13 protein-coding genes are annotated in these 14,931 nt (G+C 72.4%); 4 read left to right on the top strand and 9 right to left on the bottom strand.

What is annotated here, in order from left to right; all coding sequences use genetic code 11:
* Positions 1-31 precede the first annotated feature (31 nt).
* Positions 32-1,783 carry a M28 family peptidase gene (locus tag ACZ7JA_RS29280; protein WP_450742842.1) on the bottom strand — a complete coding sequence of 584 codons (1,752 nt, stop codon included), beginning with the start codon at positions 1,781-1,783 and terminating at the stop codon, positions 32-34.
* A 383-nt stretch (positions 1,784-2,166) separates the two neighbouring features.
* Between ACZ7JA_RS29280 and ACZ7JA_RS29275 the strand changes: the two genes are divergently transcribed.
* Together ACZ7JA_RS29275 and ACZ7JA_RS29270 are read left to right on the top strand one after the other, a co-directional pair.
* Positions 2,167-3,168 carry a helix-turn-helix transcriptional regulator gene (locus ACZ7JA_RS29275; protein WP_450751172.1) on the top strand — a complete coding sequence of 334 codons (1,002 nt, stop codon included), beginning with the start codon at positions 2,167-2,169 and terminating at the stop codon, positions 3,166-3,168.
* A gap of 119 nt (positions 3,169-3,287) precedes the next feature.
* The gene (locus ACZ7JA_RS29270; protein WP_389305068.1) at positions 3,288-3,842 is read left to right on the top strand and encodes a GH25 family lysozyme; all 555 of its coding nucleotides are present in this window, start codon (positions 3,288-3,290) and stop codon (positions 3,840-3,842) included.
* A 16-nt stretch (positions 3,843-3,858) separates the two neighbouring features.
* Here ACZ7JA_RS29270 and ACZ7JA_RS29265 read toward each other — a convergent pair whose 3' ends face one another.
* Both ACZ7JA_RS29265 and ACZ7JA_RS29260 read right to left on the bottom strand, forming a co-directional pair.
* On the bottom strand, positions 3,859-4,545 hold the full coding sequence (locus tag ACZ7JA_RS29265) for an NADPH-dependent F420 reductase (RefSeq protein WP_450742840.1): 687 nt from the start codon (positions 4,543-4,545) through the stop codon (positions 3,859-3,861).
* 148 nt (positions 4,546-4,693) lie between these two features.
* Positions 4,694-4,906: an EF-hand domain-containing protein gene (locus tag ACZ7JA_RS29260; RefSeq protein WP_199213668.1), complete on the bottom strand. Its 213-nt coding sequence runs from the start codon at positions 4,904-4,906 to the stop codon at positions 4,694-4,696.
* A 152-nt stretch (positions 4,907-5,058) separates the two neighbouring features.
* Here ACZ7JA_RS29260 and ACZ7JA_RS29255 point away from each other — a divergent pair, with 152 nt between their 5' ends.
* On the top strand, positions 5,059-5,691 hold the full coding sequence (locus ACZ7JA_RS29255) for a GNAT family N-acetyltransferase (RefSeq protein ID WP_351664569.1): 633 nt from the start codon (positions 5,059-5,061) through the stop codon (positions 5,689-5,691).
* 12 nt (positions 5,692-5,703) lie between these two features.
* On the opposite strand, the gene ACZ7JA_RS29250 is transcribed toward ACZ7JA_RS29255, so the two are convergent.
* The 6 genes from ACZ7JA_RS29250 to ACZ7JA_RS29225 all read right to left on the bottom strand — a co-directional run bounded on the left by ACZ7JA_RS29250 (position 5,704) and on the right by ACZ7JA_RS29225 (position 12,092).
* Positions 5,704-6,888 (bottom strand): YVTN family beta-propeller repeat protein, encoded by a 1,185-nt coding sequence (locus ACZ7JA_RS29250; protein ID WP_470811388.1) that lies wholly within the window; start codon positions 6,886-6,888, stop codon positions 5,704-5,706.
* Positions 6,888-7,691, bottom strand: coding sequence for a polysaccharide deacetylase family protein (locus ACZ7JA_RS29245; RefSeq protein ID WP_389450736.1), 804 nt, complete (start codon positions 7,689-7,691; stop codon positions 6,888-6,890). The genes ACZ7JA_RS29250 and ACZ7JA_RS29245 overlap by 1 nt, the downstream gene beginning before the upstream one ends.
* Positions 7,692-7,787: 96 nt before the next feature.
* Positions 7,788-8,303, bottom strand: coding sequence for an ATP-binding protein (locus tag ACZ7JA_RS29240; protein ID WP_470811386.1), 516 nt, complete (start codon positions 8,301-8,303; stop codon positions 7,788-7,790).
* Positions 8,304-8,591: 288 nt separating this feature from the next.
* A complete protein-coding gene (locus ACZ7JA_RS29235; protein WP_199212081.1) occupies positions 8,592-9,359 on the bottom strand; it encodes an enoyl-CoA hydratase/isomerase family protein in 768 nt (255 codons plus the stop codon).
* A gap of 110 nt (positions 9,360-9,469) precedes the next feature.
* On the bottom strand, positions 9,470-10,711 hold the full coding sequence (locus ACZ7JA_RS29230; protein WP_389305077.1) for an Ig-like domain-containing protein: 1,242 nt from the start codon (positions 10,709-10,711) through the stop codon (positions 9,470-9,472).
* 157 nt (positions 10,712-10,868) lie between these two features.
* Positions 10,869-12,092 (bottom strand): L,D-transpeptidase, encoded by a 1,224-nt coding sequence (locus ACZ7JA_RS29225; protein WP_351664579.1) that lies wholly within the window; start codon positions 12,090-12,092, stop codon positions 10,869-10,871.
* A gap of 245 nt (positions 12,093-12,337) precedes the next feature.
* On the opposite strand from ACZ7JA_RS29225, the gene glgX reads away from it, so the two are divergent.
* Positions 12,338-14,584 (top strand): glycogen debranching protein GlgX, encoded by a 2,247-nt coding sequence (gene glgX / locus ACZ7JA_RS29220; protein WP_351664581.1) that lies wholly within the window; start codon positions 12,338-12,340, stop codon positions 14,582-14,584.
* Positions 14,585-14,931 lie beyond the last annotated feature (347 nt).

Here is a 14,931-nt window from a genome sequence, read left to right as displayed (position 1 = left end):
TCTCGTCACCTGCCGCCGGGCTGTCGGACGATCAGCCGGTCGTCAGGGTGACGTCGTCGACGACGAAGCTGGTCTGCAGGCTGGAGTCCTCGGAGCCGGTGAAGGTCAGCGTGATCTGCCGGCCGATGTACTGGCTCAGGTCGAGCGTGCGCTCCACGTAGCCCGCGGCCGCGTTGACGTTGGAGTACGTCTGCTTCACGGTCCCGTCGACCTTGACCTGGAAGGTGTCGTACGCCGTGGAGCCCGACTCGCCGGTGTCGATGTGCAGCCAGTACTTCAGGGTCGCCCGGGTGCAGCCGGCCGGGATGGTCACGGTCTGGCCGACCGTGTCGGTGGCGGTGGAGCCGTAGCCCGCCAGCCACGCGTACCGGGTGCCGGAGTGGGCTGACTGGCCGCTGAACGCGCCGATCGCGCCGGTGTCGCCCGTCCACGGCGACGTGCCGCTCTCGAAGCCGCCGTTGGCTACGGTCTGCGAGGCGGTGCAGCCGCCCGCGCCGGTGACGGTCAGCGTGTACTGCGCGGTGTGCGTGGTGGAACCGGTGCCGGTGATCGTGAGGTTGTACGTCCCCGGGGCCACAGAGGAGCCGACGGTGACGGTCGCCGTGGACGAGCCGCCGGAGGTGACCGAGGCCGGGCTGAAGGAGACCGTGACCCCGGCGGGGGCGCCCGAGGCGGACAGACCGACCGTCTGGGCCGAGCCGTTGGTCGTGGCGGTGGACACGGTGGTGGTCACCGAGGCGCCCGGGGCGGTGCTGCCGGTGGCGGGGCTCGCCGAGAGCGAGAAGTCGTCGGCCGGGACGGTGGCCGAGACCGCCTGCGACCACAGGGTGTAGGCGACGCCGTCGGCGCTGCGGTTCAGCCCGGTGGCGTTGATGTTGCTCGTGGTGTCGCACGAGGAGTGGTAGCAGCTGTCGTACGCGGCGTTCGCCGTGCCGCCCCACTTGGCCGCCTGCGCCGAGGTCTTGCGGGCGCTGGCGCCCATGGCGTAGCCGGAGGTGGGGATGCCGTAGTTCTCGAAGGAGTAGTCGTCGGAGCGGCCGGCGCCCTCGGTGTTCTCCTCCGGCTGGAGGTTCAGCGAGTCCCAGTAGGCCTTCATGGGTGCGGCGGCCGCGGAGGTGATGTGGTTGATGAAGTAGCCGCCGTTGCGCGAGGCGACCATGTCGAAGTTGTAGTACGCCTTGATCGCCGAGCGCTGGGCGGAGGTCAGCGAACGGACGTAGAAGTCCGAGCCGTTGAGGCCCTGTTCCTCGTCCGTCCACCACCCGAAGCGGACGCGGCCCGCCATCGACGGGTTGGTCTCGGCGAGTTTCAGCGCGACCTCCAGGAGGGTGGCGCTGCCGGAGCCGTTGTCGTTGATGCCGGGTCCGGCGGAGACGCTGTCGAGGTGCGAGCCGAACATGTACACCTTCGACGCGTCGCCGTGCGGCCACTCGGCGATCAGGTTGGGTCCCGCGCCGCTGGTGCAGCCGGAGGTGCAGGCCTGCTCGGTGACGGTGTAACCGGCCGCCTGGAGCTTGCCCTTCACGTAGGCGACCGAGTCGCGGTAGCCCTGGGTGGTCGACCTGCGGTTGCCGCCGTTGCGGGTGGCTATGGCGTTCAGCTCGGTCAGGTGCGCCTGGACCTTGGTGACGTCGATGTCGGGTGCGGCCGCGGCGAGTGCGGCCGGGGCGCCGGTGCCCTCACGGGCCGGCGCGGCGCTCGCGGGGAGCGCCGCCAGGCCCAGTGCGGCGGCCAGGGTGACACCTGTCAGGGACAGCCCGGTCGGGGAGATTCTTCGAAGCACCGTGTCTCCTTCGTGGGGTGGGAGGAACCGGGAGGCGGGGCGTGGTGGTGCCGCGCCCCCCGGCCGATGCGGGTGGGGGTGCGGACCCGGGTGGGCGGTCCCGCACTGCCGTAATGAGCATGCGCATGCCAAGCGCGGGTCAAGCCTCGCCGCGCGGAACCGGCCGGATCCGGGGGTCGGCGCCCCGCTCCTCGACGGCTCCCGGCGAGTGGTGGGGCTGGGGAGGCGTACCGGGTGCCACGAGGAGTTGGGCGGGCGGCGACGAGGTTAACCGCCGTACGGTCCGTCCGCTCCTGTCCGATTCCGGCACGTCCGCTTCCGGCCAGGGCGGCCGCCCGGTGACGTCCCTGGCCTCATCCGGGAGGGGCCCGTATCGTGCGCGCATGCATCCGGCGCAGAACCCCTCGCACGGGCCGGCCGCCGCCGAGGCGCGAGCGGCCTACCTGGCCATGGTCGAGCGGATCTCGGCGTCGGGAGCCCGGGACGCCACCGCCGAACGGGAGGAACTACGGCGGCTCCCGCAGGAGTTGGCCCGGTGGCTCGCCGACCGGCGGCTCCTCGACCCGGACGGCGACCGGCTGAGCACTCCGGACCGGGCCCTGCGGCGCATCGTCGCGGAGCACCGGCGTCTGCTGCGGGAGACCGCCGAGCGGGCCGGCCGGGACGCCGAGGCGCTGGACGACGTGCTGTCCGTGCTGACGGCCCCGCGGTTCGACGCCCGGGAAGCGGTGGAGACCGAGTACTTCACGGACCGCGAGCGCACCCGGAGGCGGCTGGAGGAACTGGACGCGCTCAGCCGGGAGGAGTTCCTGGCGATGCGCAACTCCTTCCCCGACGCGCAGGTCCTGGAGTCCAGCCTCGCCGGGGACCTGGACATGCTGGCGAACGGCGTCCGGGTGCGCATGCTGACGTCCCAGCAGGCCGTCCGCTCACAGGCGCCGGCCCGCTATCTGAACGCGCTGACCGAGGCCGGGGCCGAGGTGCGGGTCGCCGCGACGGTGCCGCTCCACATGAACGTCCTGGACCGGGCGATCGTCATCATCGGGGCGGGGCCCGGGCCGCAGGGCGAGGGCGGCGACGTCATCCTGCACAGCACGCCCGTCGCGCAGTGCTTCCGCAAGGTCTTCACCCACGCCTGGGACCTCGCCCGGCCGCACACCGTACGCCGGACCGGGCGCGGACGCGCCGGATGCGAACTGTCCGCGCAGGAACGCGAGGTGCTGGCCCTGCTGGCCACCGGCGCCAAGGACGAGACCATCGCCCGCCGGCTGGCCTGTTCGGACCGCACCCTGCGCCGCCTGATGAACCAGATCATGGAGAAACTCGGCACCTCCAGCCGCTTCGAGGCCGGGGTCACCGCCGCCCGCCTGGGCCTGGTGGGCTGAACTCCCGCACCGTGCGGGCCGTCGCGACGGCGGCCGGGAGGCGGGGGCGGATCTCTCGGGCCGGACGGGGCATATATGAGTCAACTCCTGCAACCCCACGGCACCCAGGGGGTCCCCCCATGCTGCACGGCATCGACGTCAGCGCGTACCAGTCCTCGTCCTACGGCACGGACGGCATCTCCTTCGTCTTCATCAAGGCGACGGAGGGGCGTTCGTACGTCAACCCCCGGCTCTCCGCGCAGACCAAGCACGGGCGCGACGCCGGACTGGTCGTCGGCTACTACCACTTCCTGTGGCCGGGGCACATCACCGCTCAGGCCGAGTACTTCGTCCGGCACGCCCCGGAGAAGGCGGGCGAACTGCTCGCCGTCGACTGGGAGACCACCAGCGAGGGCAACCACGCGAGCAACGCGGAGAAGGACCTGTTCATCCGGACCGTGAAGCAACTGCGGCCGCACAACCGGGTGCTGCTGTACACCAACCGGGACTACTGGCTGAACAAGGACCGCACCTCGTACGCCGGCGACGGCCTGTGGATCGCCGACTACGTGAGCGCGGGCCACCCCCGCATCAAGGCCAAGTGGCGCTTCCACCAGTACAGCAGCGAACCCCACGACAAGGACGTGGCCGCCTTCGCGGACAAGGCCGCCCTGCGGAAGTGGGCCACGCCCTGACGACGCCGTCGGCGGGTCAGCCGCGGAAGGCCGCCGACCGCTCCGGGGAGGCCTCCGCGAGTGCCTTGCGGACCGCTTCGACGCCCGCCCGCAGGCCGTAGACCGGGGTGTCCGGCTGCTGGCGCCAGGAGTCGTCGATGCCGCCCGCGTCGACCGTGTCGAAGCCCAGCTCGTCGATGAGGTCGCGGACGATCCGCTTGGCGGTCTCGTCGTCGCCGGCGACCGGCAGCGCCATCCGCTCGGGGTCGCCGGCCGGGCGCGGGCGGTCCAGGATGTCCTGGGCGTAGGTGCCGTTGAACGCCTTGATCACCGGGTGCCCGAGGTGCCGCTCGGTCCAGCGGCTCTCGGTCAGGCCCTCGTCCTCGATCCCGGCGATCCGGCCGTCCCGCTGCTGCGGGTAGTAGTTGCCGGTGTCGATCACCGCCACGTTCTCGGCGGCGCCGGACAGCAGGCCGGAGGGCAGGCCGGGGACCGCCTTCAGGGGGACGGTGACCACGACGACCTCGGCGCCGTCCGCGGCCTCGGTCGCCCGTACCGCCGTCGCGCCGGTCTCCTCGGCCAGTGCCTTCAGGGTCTCGGGGCCCCGCGAGTTGGCCACGGACACGTCGTGCCCGAGCGCGGTGAGCCGCCGGGTCAGATTGCCGCCGATGTTGCCCGCGCCGATGATGCCGATCTTCATGACAGACCTTCCCAGTCCATGCATGTGCATGCTTCTGACCTGGGCGACAACCCCGGGGGCCGCCGGGCTATTCCGGCCGTTACGGCGTACGGGGTACGCGGGCGGCGGGCCGGCGCGGCTCATGACGGAGGGGGTGCCGCCCCGCTGCGGGACGGCACCCCCTCCGGGCAGGTCACTTGCTCAGGTAGGCCCAGAACTCGTCGAACGACAGGACCTTGTCGCCGTTGAGGTCACGGGTGCGGATGACGGCCTCCGCCACGGTGTCGGTGACGTTCCAGTCACCCCCCTGGGCGAGGGCGGACTTGAACTCCGCCGCGGTGATGAAACCGTCACCGTCCGCGTCGATCCGCTGGAACTGCTTGCGTGCTTCCTCGATGTCCGCCACCGATCCGCCCCTTATGTTCGCGTTGCTCATGCCGTGCTGGCGTACTGACGCTGGTCAGATTAACGGTCCGTGTGCGACCCCCGTACGGCGACCACCCGGGCACGTCTGCGAGTCTGGGCCTTCCGGCCGGTGGCGACTCGAGGAGCGGTGGCGTGGAGACCCTGCGGGACATACTGGACGCGGCGGCGCACGGGGCGTACCCGCCGGCCGACGGCCGTACGACGGTCGTGCCGCAGCACGGGGCGCGGGACGCGGGCGTGCTGGCCTTCACCGCGCACTCGGTCGTCTTCACGGACGAGGACCCGCGGTGGGTGCGCGAGACGCTGGAGGCGGTGGACTGCGATCCGCTGTCCGCGGCGCTGAACCCCGTCTTCCTGGCCGCCCTCCTGGCCAGGACCGGGCGCCGGGCCGAGACCGTGGACGCGCTGCTGGTCGGATCCCCCCTGCCCGGCCGGCCGCCGCTCGCGCTGACCGAGATCGAGGACGCCGGCCACCCGCGCATCACCTACGCCCGCCGCCGGCGCGACGGGGTGCGGGCGTGGACGGCGGACGGCGGGGTGCTGGTCATGGGACGCGGGGTCGGCGGAAGGCTGGAGGTGAGCGTCGAGGTGGACGAGGGGGCGCGGCACCGGGGGCTGGGCCGGACCCTGGTGACGGCGGCCCGGCACCTGGCGGCGGAGCCGCTGTGGGCGCAGACGGCCCCGGGGAACGCCCGCAGCATGCGGGCGTTCCAGGCGGCCGGCTACCGCGTGGTGGGCGCGGAGGCGCTGCTGCTGGCCCCCTGAGCGGCCGTCGGCTCAGCGGAAGACGCCGGTGTGGCCGAGGGAGTAGCGGCCCGGCTGGGGGTAGACGGCGAGTCCGTGCGGGCCGCTGCCGACCTTGATGCGGGCGAGTTCGGCGCCGGTGCGGGTGTCGATGGCGTACACCTCGGCGTTGTAGCGGCCGGAGAGCCAGAGCACCTTGCCGTCGGCCGAGACCCCGCCCATGTCGGGGCTGCCGCCGCCGGGCAGGCGCCACTTCTTGGTGAGCCGGTTCCTGGTGAAGTCGAAGACGGAGATCGTGCCCTCGCCGCGGTTGGAGACGTACATCTCGCGGGAGTCGCGGCTGACGTACAGGCCGTGCGCGCCCTTGCCGGTGGCGAGGAACTCGGGCTTGCCGAAGGTGTCGCCGTCCAGCACCCACATGCCGTTGGCCACCATGTCGGCGATGTAGAAACGCTTGCCGTCGGGCGAGATCTTCACGTCCTGCGGCATGGCGCCGTGCACGGCCAGCTTCTGCTCGCCGACGACCTTCATCCTCGCGGTGTCGACCTTGAGCAGTTCCCCGCTGAACTCGCAGGAGACGATGAAGTAGCGGCCGTCGATGGAGAAGTCCGCGTGGTTGACCCCGGAGCAGGCGACCGGGACGGCCTTGACCTGCTTCATGGTGTGCGCGTCCCGGAAGACCAGTTGGCGGTCCTTGGACGCCATGACGACGGCGTACTTGCCGTCGGGGGTGAAGTACAGGTTGTACGGGTCGTGCACGTCGACGGGCTTGCCCGCCTTGCCGGTCCTCGGGTCGATGGGGGTGAGGGAGTTGCCGAGGTCGTTGTTGACCCACAGCGTTCGCAGGTCCCAGGAGGGCACGACGTGCTGCGGCTGGCGGCCCACCGGAATCGTCTCGATGATCTTGTACGTCTTCGGGTCGATGACCGTGACGGTGTCGGAGTTGGTGTTGGGGACGTAGACCCGGGACGGGAAGCCCGCGACCACCGGGGAGAGCTTGCCCGGGCGGTCGGCGGCGTAGATGTCGGCGGGGTCCTCCACCGGTGGCATCCCCGGCAGCACGTTGACCTGGGCCTTCTTCACCTGCGGCTGGACCGGCGCCTTGCTGCCGATGGCCTCGTTCTCGCGGTGCTGGGAGCCGCCGCAGGCGGACAGCAGGGTCAGGGCGGCGAGGGCGGCCCCGGCGGCCAGGGGGCGGGCGGCTTTCGTGGTTCGCATCAGCTGAGCAGCTCCGTGGTGGTGACCGCGCGCAGTCCGCGGCGGTCGAGTTCGTGGAGTACGGCGGGCAGGGCGGTGACCGTGCCGGGGTAGCCGAAGTGCAGGCTCACCACCGAGCCGGGGCGCACCTCGGCCGCGACCTTGCGGGTGATGGCGTCGGCGCCGGGCCGGGTGTAGTCGAGCGAGTCGACGTCGTACGACAGCACGTGCGGGTAGCCCGCGGCGCGGGCCAGTGCGGCGACCTCCGGGGAGGCGGTCGGGGAACGGGACGGCCGGAACCAGGTGCCGATGGAACCGGTGAGCCGCTGAAGCCGGTCCGCGCAGTCGGTGATCTCCTTGCGGGCGGCGGCCGGTGACATGGCGTTGACGGCGACGTGCCGCTGGGTGTGGTTGCCGAGGTCGTGGCCGCCGTCGAGGATGCGGCGGGCGAGGTCCGGGTGCTCGTCCAGCCAGGTGCCGACGGCGAGCACGGTCAGCCGGGCGCCGCGCCGTTCGGCCGCGCCCAGCAGGGAGGCGGCGAGCTGCGGGTCGCCCTGCCCGTGGAAGGTGAGGGCGACCCGGGGGCGGTTGCGCGGGCCGTGGGTGATCTGGGCGGGCTGACCGGGATAGGGGCGGGGGGCGGGGGCCGTTCGGGAGGTGGTGGCCGCGGGGTGGCCGGACGCGCGGGCGGACGGGTCGGCGGAGGCGGTGGCGCTCGGTCCGGCCGGAGCGCCCGCGCAACCGGCGGCGAGCGCGCCTCCGGCGACGAGCCCGGCGCCCGCACGCAGCACTTCGCGACGGTTGGTCGTGGTCACCCGCACCATTTAAGGGGGGAAGGGTAAGAAAACGCCCGATTGGCCCGATCGGGGAGGATGTCGGGTCGCCCCGTCGAAGCGGGCGGGGCGGCGGCCGCGCCGGTCTCAGCGGCCGGGCTCGCGCTCGGCGACGCGCATCTCGAACCAGGTGGTCTTGCCGCGCGGCAGCAGGTCCACGCCCCAGCGGTCGGCCAGTTTGTCCACCAGGAACAGGCCGCGGCCGCTGACGTCCATCTCCTGAACCGGCATCAGACAGGGCAGTCCCCGCGAGGGATCACGGACCTCCACGCGGATCCAGCCGCGCCGCCGGCGCATCCGCAGACCGAAGACCCGGGCCCCGGTGTGCCGCACGGCGTTGCCCACGAGTTCGGAGACGAGCAGGACCGCGTCCTCGGCCATTTTCGGGGGGAGCCCCCAGTGCCGCAGGACGACGACCTGGGCCAGCCGACGCGCGGTGGCCGCGGACTCCGGGCGGGACGGCAGCGGCACCTCCGCCTCCGTCGGGTTGCCGAAGAGTTCGAGCGCCTTGAGCGCCCGTTCGTCCTCGACCGCGGGCGACCAGCGCGCCGCGGCCGCACGGCTGTGTCCCCGCGGCTGTCCGATGCCCTCCAGCCCCGCCATGCCCCCATGATGGCCGTCCGGAGTCGTCTCCGTGGGCGTTCCCGGGGAATACGCCCCCCGCGCGCTCCCGTCCCGCTCCAGCCCGCCGGCATATGCCGAGGGCATTACAGGGTCGACGACAGCCCGTCCGACCTGCGGAGACGACTCACTTCCGGGCAATCGTCAGGCTCCCTCGACGAGGCAGGCTTAAGGTTGGGTTAAGGCTCCCATAAACCGCCCCATCGAGGGACCCGGATCAGACAACGCGTCAATTGCAAGAGCGCGTGCGTGAGTTCACACGTCCGGGGGTTACAGGAACTTCGCCTTGCCCGGCCCCTCCTCGACGAAGCTGCGCATGCCCCGCTCGCGGTCCTCGGTGGCGAACAGGCCCGCGAACCAGTTGCGTTCGACCGCGAGGCCGGTGTCGATGTCGGTCTCCAGACCGGTGTCGACGGACTCCTTCGCCGCGCGCAGCGCGATCGCCGGTCCCTGCGCGAGCCTCGCCGCCCACGCGTGCGCCTGCTCGTACACCTCGGCGGCGGGGACGACGCGGTCCACCAGGCCGATGGCGAGCGCCTCGTCGGCCTTCACCTGGCGCCCGGTGAAGATCAGGTCCTTCGCCTTGGACGGGCCGACCAGCCGGGGCAGCCGCTGGGTGCCGCCGGCGCCCGGGATCAGGCCGAGCAGGATCTCGGGCTGGCCCAGCTTGGCGTTGTCGGCGGCGATGCGGAAGTCGGCGCAGAGGGCCAGTTCGCAGCCGCCGCCGAGCGCGTAGCCGGTGATGGCCGCGACGACGGGCTTGGGGATGCGGGCGACGGCGGTGAAGGAGTCCTGCAGGGCGCGGGCGCGCAGGACCATCGCGGTGTGGTCCATCTCCTGCATCTCCTTGATGTCCGCGCCCGCCGCGAACACCCGCTCGCCGCCGTAGATCACCACGGCGCGCACGTCCTCGCGGCGCGTGGCCTCCTCGGCGAGCTCCTTCAGCCGGTCCTGCGTGGCCACGTCCAGCGCGTTCATCGGCGGCCGGTCCAGGCGGATGGTTCCGACACCTTCGGCGACTTCGAGATTCACGGTCATGCGCAGCAGGTTAACGGGGGCTAACGGCGGTTGACGCGGTGCCGTCCGTCACAAGCGCCCCGAAGGGGCGCGGGGAACTGCGCGATCAGCGCAGCGCACCCGCGCCGGGCTCACTTCTTCCAGTCCTCCCACGACATGTTCCAGCCGTTGAGCCCGTTGTCCGGGGCCACCGTCCGGTCGTGCGAGCGCTTCACGACGACCACGTCGCCGATCATCGAGTGGTTGAAGAACCAGGCCGCCGGCACGCCCTTGTCGTAGCCGCCGCGCACGTCGCGCAGGCCGACGCAGCCGTGACTGGCGTTGTAGTTGCCGAAGGCGCCGCCGCCCCAGTAGTTGCCGTGGATGAAGGTGCCGGAGTTGGTGAGGCGGATGGCGTGCGGGACGTCCTTGATGTCGTACTCGCCGCCGTAGCCCACGGTCTCGCCGTTCATGCGGGTCACGGCGAGCTTCTCGCTCATGACCATCTGGCCGTTCCAGGTGTCGTAGCCGGGCTTGCCGGTGGTGACCGGGATGGTCTTGACGACCTTGCCGTCCTGGGTGACCTTCATCGTGTGCTTCTTGGCGTCCACCACGGACACCTGGTTGCGGCCGATGGTGAACTTCACGGTCTTGCGCTGCTTGCCGTAGACGCCGTCGCGGCCCTCGACGCCGTCGAGGTTCAGGTCGACGGTGACCTTGGTGCCTTCCTTCCAGTACTTCTCCGGGCGGAAGTCCAGGCGGTCGTTGCCGAACCAGTGCCCCTCGACGTCGACGGCCGGCTCGGTCCTGACGCGGATGGCCTTCTCGACGTCCGCCGGGCTGGTGATGCCCCGGGTGAAGCGGACGGAGAACGGCATGCCCACCCCGACGGTCGAGCCGTCCTCGGGGGTGAAGTAGCCGACGAAGGTGTTCCGCGGGGTCAGCGTGGTGAAGCTGGAGTCCTCGGCGGCCTCCCGGCCCGCGGAGTCCTTCGCGACCGCGTGCACGCTGTACTTGGTGCCCGCGGCCAGATGGGTCGACGGCTTCCAGGCGGCGCCGTCGGCGGTGACGGCGCCGTCGACCTTCGCGCCCTTGGCGTCCTTGACGACGACCTCGGTCAGCTTGCCCTTGGCGACGCTCACCTTCAGGGCGCCGCTGGTGTCGACGCCGGTGGCCCCCGACTTGGGCGAGATGCTGACGGCGGCCGTGGACTGCTCGCTCTGCCGCGCGCCGGCGTCCTGGCCCTTCCCGTTCCCCGTTCCGGACCCGGCCTGCGAGTCGCCCCCGCCGCACGCGGTGACGGCCACGAGCAGAGCGCCGGATATCAGCACCAACCCCTTGCGGCCGACCCTCCGGCCCCCCACCGACGCCCCCGATATCGGCCGCACGTCCACCTTGCACTCCCCTCGCCGGACCAGGTCAGGCCCGCTCCCCACCACATTTGGTGTGCGCATGGTAACCGCAGGGTTTCGACCGGGGAGTCGGCCGAAGGTCACCGTTCCGTCGCAACTTCAACCGACCGCCGTGGCCCGAACCCCTCACCCGTTCGGCTCACTTGACGGCGCTGCCCGCTTTCCACTCCTTCCATGCCATGTTCCACCCGCCGAGCCCGTTGTCGGGAGCGACTGTTTTGTCCTTGCTGTTGACGACCTCGACGACGTCGCCGATGAGGCTGCGGTCGAAGAACCAGCCCGCCGGTGTGTCCGAGCCGCCGCCCTTGACGTCCCTGAGCCCGACGCAGCCGTGACTGACGTTCACGTTGCCGGGGGCCTCCGGGGACCAGTAGTTGCCGTGCAGGAAGGTGCCGGAGTCGGTGAGCCGCATGGCGTGCGGGACGTCGGGGATGTCGTACTCGCCGCCGAAGCCGACGGTCCGGCTGTTCATGCGGGTCACCTCGAGCATCTCCATCACCACCATCTTGCCGTTGTAGGTGGTGGTCTTCGGGGCGCCCGCGGTGATCGGCACGGTCGCCAGCAACTGCCCGTCGCGCCGCACCTCCATCATGTGCTTCGCCGCGTCCACCCGGGAGACCTGGCCTCGGCCGACGGTGAAGGAGAACGTCTTGTCCTGAAGGCCGTAGACGCCGGGCGCGCCCTCCACGTCCCTGAGGCCGAGGTCGACGGTGACCTCGGTGCCGGGCTTCCAGTAGCGCTCGGGACGGAAGTCGAGCCGGTCCTTGCCGAACCAGTGCGGGCGGATCTCCACCGGCGGGTTCGCCCGCACCCGCACGGCACGCTCGACGGCGGCGCGGTCGGTGATCTCCCGGTTGAAGGAGAGGGAGACGATCATCCCGACGCCGACGGTGGCCCGGTTCTCGGGGGTGACGTAGCCGATGAACCGCTCCTCGGGCACATACGTCGTGAACGTGGTGTGCCGGGCCGAGCGGCGGCCCTCGGAGTCGAGGGCGACCGCGTCCACGGTGTACTTGGCGGCCAGCGCCAGCCGTCCGTCGTCCGGTTCCCAGCCCAGCCCGTCCGCGGTGATGTGCCCGGGTACCGGGGCGTCCTGTGCGTCCTGGGACATCACGACGCTCACCTTCTCCAGGCGCCCGGCGGGCACCCTCACCCGTAGCCGCTCCCCCGGCCGTACGGCCGTGCTGCCGTCCTCCGGGGTGACCCGGATGGCCTCCTTCGGAGCCGGCGGTCCGCCGAGCATCCGGTCGATGTCCAGACCACCGGAGCCGCCCGCGGTGCAGCCGGCCAGCAGTCCCACCCATGTCAGTACGGCGGCCAGCGCGGCCCCCGCGCGCCGTGCGCGTCCTTGTGCGTGCCTCACATGGGACTCAACGAGCGGGCACGCTCCGGGGAAACGTGAGTGCGACGCCCGCGCTGGGCAGAACAGTGGGGAGGACGACACGAAGGGGAGCCTTCCCCCCCGCCGGGGAGGGCTCCCCCAGCCCGCGTCGGAGCCGCCGGGGCGCAGCCGCACCGGGCGGGCCGGGCGTGCGCCCGGCGCGCGCCCGGCCGTTCGGCGCGGCGCGCTGCGCCCCGCGGGCGAGCCACTGAAAGAGGGGCCGACTGGTGACGAGCGCAGCCGAGCAGCGGGCACGGGCCGAGGAGCCGGCCGCCGGGAGCGGGCCGGCGACGGCCGCGGTGAGCGGCGCCCGTCGCGGCAAGCCGCCCGCGCCGCCCGTGTGGCCGGGTGCGCCGACCCCGCTGGGAGCCCGCTTCCGGGTCGGCCCGGACGGGGTCGCGGGCACCAACTTCGCGCTGTGGGCCGCCGGGGCGGAGGCGGTCCGGCTGTGCCTGTTCGACGAGCGGGGCCGGGAGACCCAGGTTCCGCTGACCGAACTGACGCACGAGATCTGGCACGGCTTCGTACCCGGCGTGATGCCCGGGCAGCGCTACGGCTACCGGGTGCACGGCCGCTGGGACCCGTGGACCGGTGCCCGCTGGAACCCGGCCAAGCTGCTCCTCGACCCGTACGCGCGCGCGGTGGACGGGGAGTTCCGGCTGCCGCCGGAGGTCTACGGGCACGTCCGGGACTGGCCGGAGCAGCATGTCGCCGACACCGTCCGGGACGACCGGGACTCCGCGCCGCACGTCCCCAAGGGCGTCGTCGTCCACGACGACGACGACTGGTCCGACGACCGCCGCCCCAAGACGCCGTGGGCGGACTCGGTCATCTACGAACTGCACGTGCGCGGCTTCACCCGGCTGCACCCCGGCGTCCCGGAGGAACTGCGCGGCACCTACGCCGGGCTCGCCCACCCGGCGGCGCTCGAGCACCTCACCGGGCTGGGCGTCACGGCCGTGGAGCTGCTCCCCGTCCACCAGTTCGCGCACGAGGACCATCTGCTGCGCCGGGGGCTGAGGAACTACTGGGGCTACAACTCCATCGGCTACTTCGCCCCGCACGCGGCCTACGCGGCGTCGGGCACGACGGGCGGCCAGGTCGGCGAGTTCAAGCGGATGGTCCGCGCGCTGCACGCGGCCGGCATCGAGGTCATCCTCGACGTGGTCTACAACCACACGGCCGAGGCGGGCGAACTGGGGCCCACGCTCTCCCTGAAGGGCATCGACAACCGGGGCTACTACCGGCTGCAGCACGACGCCCGCCGGTACGCGGACTACACCGGCTGCGGCAACACCCTGCACGTGGTCCAGCCCCAGGTGCTGCGCCTGATCACGGACTCGCTGCGCTACTGGGTGACCGAGATGGGCGTGGACGGCTTCCGCTTCGACCTCGCGGCGGCGCTCGCCCGCTCGATGCACGACGTCGACATGCTGTCCCCCTTTCTGGCGGTGATCGCCCAGGACCCGGTGCTGCGCCGGGTGAAGCTGATCGCCGAACCGTGGGACATCGGCTCGGGCGGCTACCAGGTCGGCGCCTTCCCGCCGCTGTGGACGGAGTGGAACGACCGTTACCGGGACACCGTGCGGGACTTCTGGCGCCACGCGCTGCCCGACGTGCGGGAGATGGGCTACCGCCTGTCGGGCTCCAGCGACCTGTACGCCTGGGGCGGCCGGCGTCCGTACGCCTCCGTCAACTTCGTCACCGCGCACGACGGTTTCACCCTGCGCGACCTGGTCTCCTACGGCGGCAAGCACAACGCGGCCAACGGCGAGGGCAACCGGGACGGCACCGACGACAACCGCTCCTGGAACTGCGGCGCGGAAGGGGAGACGGACGACGAGCGGGTACGGGCGCTGCGGCGCGGGCAGCTGCGGAACCTGATGGCGACGCTGCTGCTCTCCACCGGTGTGCCGATGCTGGTCGCCGGGGACGAACTGGGCCGCACCCAGCGCGGCAACAACAACGCCTACTGCCAGGACAACGAGATCAGCTGGCTGGACTGGTCCCTGCTGGACGACCCGGCCTGGCGCTCGCTGTACGAGCTGACCTCCCGGCTGATCGCCCTGCGCCACCGCCATCCGGTGCTGCGCCGCCGGGCCTTCTTCTCCGGGCGCGCCCACTCCGCGGCCGGGCTGCGCGACCTGGCCTGGTTCACCCCGCTGGGCGAGGAGATGACCGAGGGCGACTGGTACGCCCCCGCCGCCACGCTTGGCATGTATCTGTCCGGTCAGGACATCCCGGGCCGGGACGAGCGGGGCGCTCCGGTCCTGGACGACAGCTTCCTCGCGGTGCTGCACGCCGGCGACCGCCCGACGGCCTTCGTGCTGCCGGGCCCGCCGTGGGCGGAGCGCTACGAGGTGCTGGTCGACACCTCGCGCGAGGAGCAGTCCGAGGCGCCGGGCACGGTCCACCCGGCGGGCACGGCGATCACGGTGCCCGCCCGGTCGGTGCTGTTCCTGCGGGCGGGGTGAGCACCGGCGGCGGAGATCGGCCCCGGCGCCTGCCCGGGCCGGCCCGGCCCCACCGCCGGCCTGTTCGCCCGGCACCGCGGCCTGTCCGGACGGCCGGGCGAACGCGTTGCCCGCCCCGCCCCGCACCTCGTCCGTCCCGCGACGGCCGCATCGTCCGATCGGCCGATGCGGGTGCGGCCGCGTACTCGGCGGGCCGCCCGGCGGGCGCCGCTGCGCCGGACGGCGCGGGGGCCGTACGGCGGCTCCCCCCGGTGGTTCCGGACCGGCGAAGCCGCAGGTCGTAGGTCCAGCGGCGGAGCCGGGTACGGCCAAAACTCGGTGGGCGATGTCAGTGGCGATCCGTAGGC

The sequence above is a fragment of the Streptomyces sp. NPDC038135 genome, from assembly GCF_055601245.1.
The sequence above is the reverse complement of the archived record's forward strand: the minus strand, read 5'-3'. Positions and strand labels throughout refer to the sequence as shown.

Excerpts from the sequence above, each read along its gene's own strand:
- ACZ7JA_RS29265 (WP_450742840.1), bottom strand. The coding sequence starts at position 4,545 with ATGCATGGACTGGGAAGGTCTGTCATGAAGATCGGCATCATCGGCGCG.
- ACZ7JA_RS29275 (WP_450751172.1), top strand. The coding sequence starts at position 2,167 with ATGCATCCGGCGCAGAACCCCTCGCACGGGCCGGCCGCCGCCGAGGCG.
- ACZ7JA_RS29235 (WP_199212081.1), bottom strand. The coding sequence starts at position 9,359 with ATGACCGTGAATCTCGAAGTCGCCGAAGGTGTCGGAACCATCCGCCTG.
- ACZ7JA_RS29250 (WP_470811388.1), bottom strand. The coding sequence starts at position 6,888 with ATGCGAACCACGAAAGCCGCCCGCCCCCTGGCCGCCGGGGCCGCCCTC.
- ACZ7JA_RS29240 (WP_470811386.1), bottom strand. The coding sequence starts at position 8,303 with ATGGCGGGGCTGGAGGGCATCGGACAGCCGCGGGGACACAGCCGTGCG.
- ACZ7JA_RS29270 (WP_389305068.1), top strand. The coding sequence starts at position 3,288 with ATGCTGCACGGCATCGACGTCAGCGCGTACCAGTCCTCGTCCTACGGC.
- ACZ7JA_RS29245 (WP_389450736.1), bottom strand. The coding sequence starts at position 7,691 with ATGGTGCGGGTGACCACGACCAACCGTCGCGAAGTGCTGCGTGCGGGC.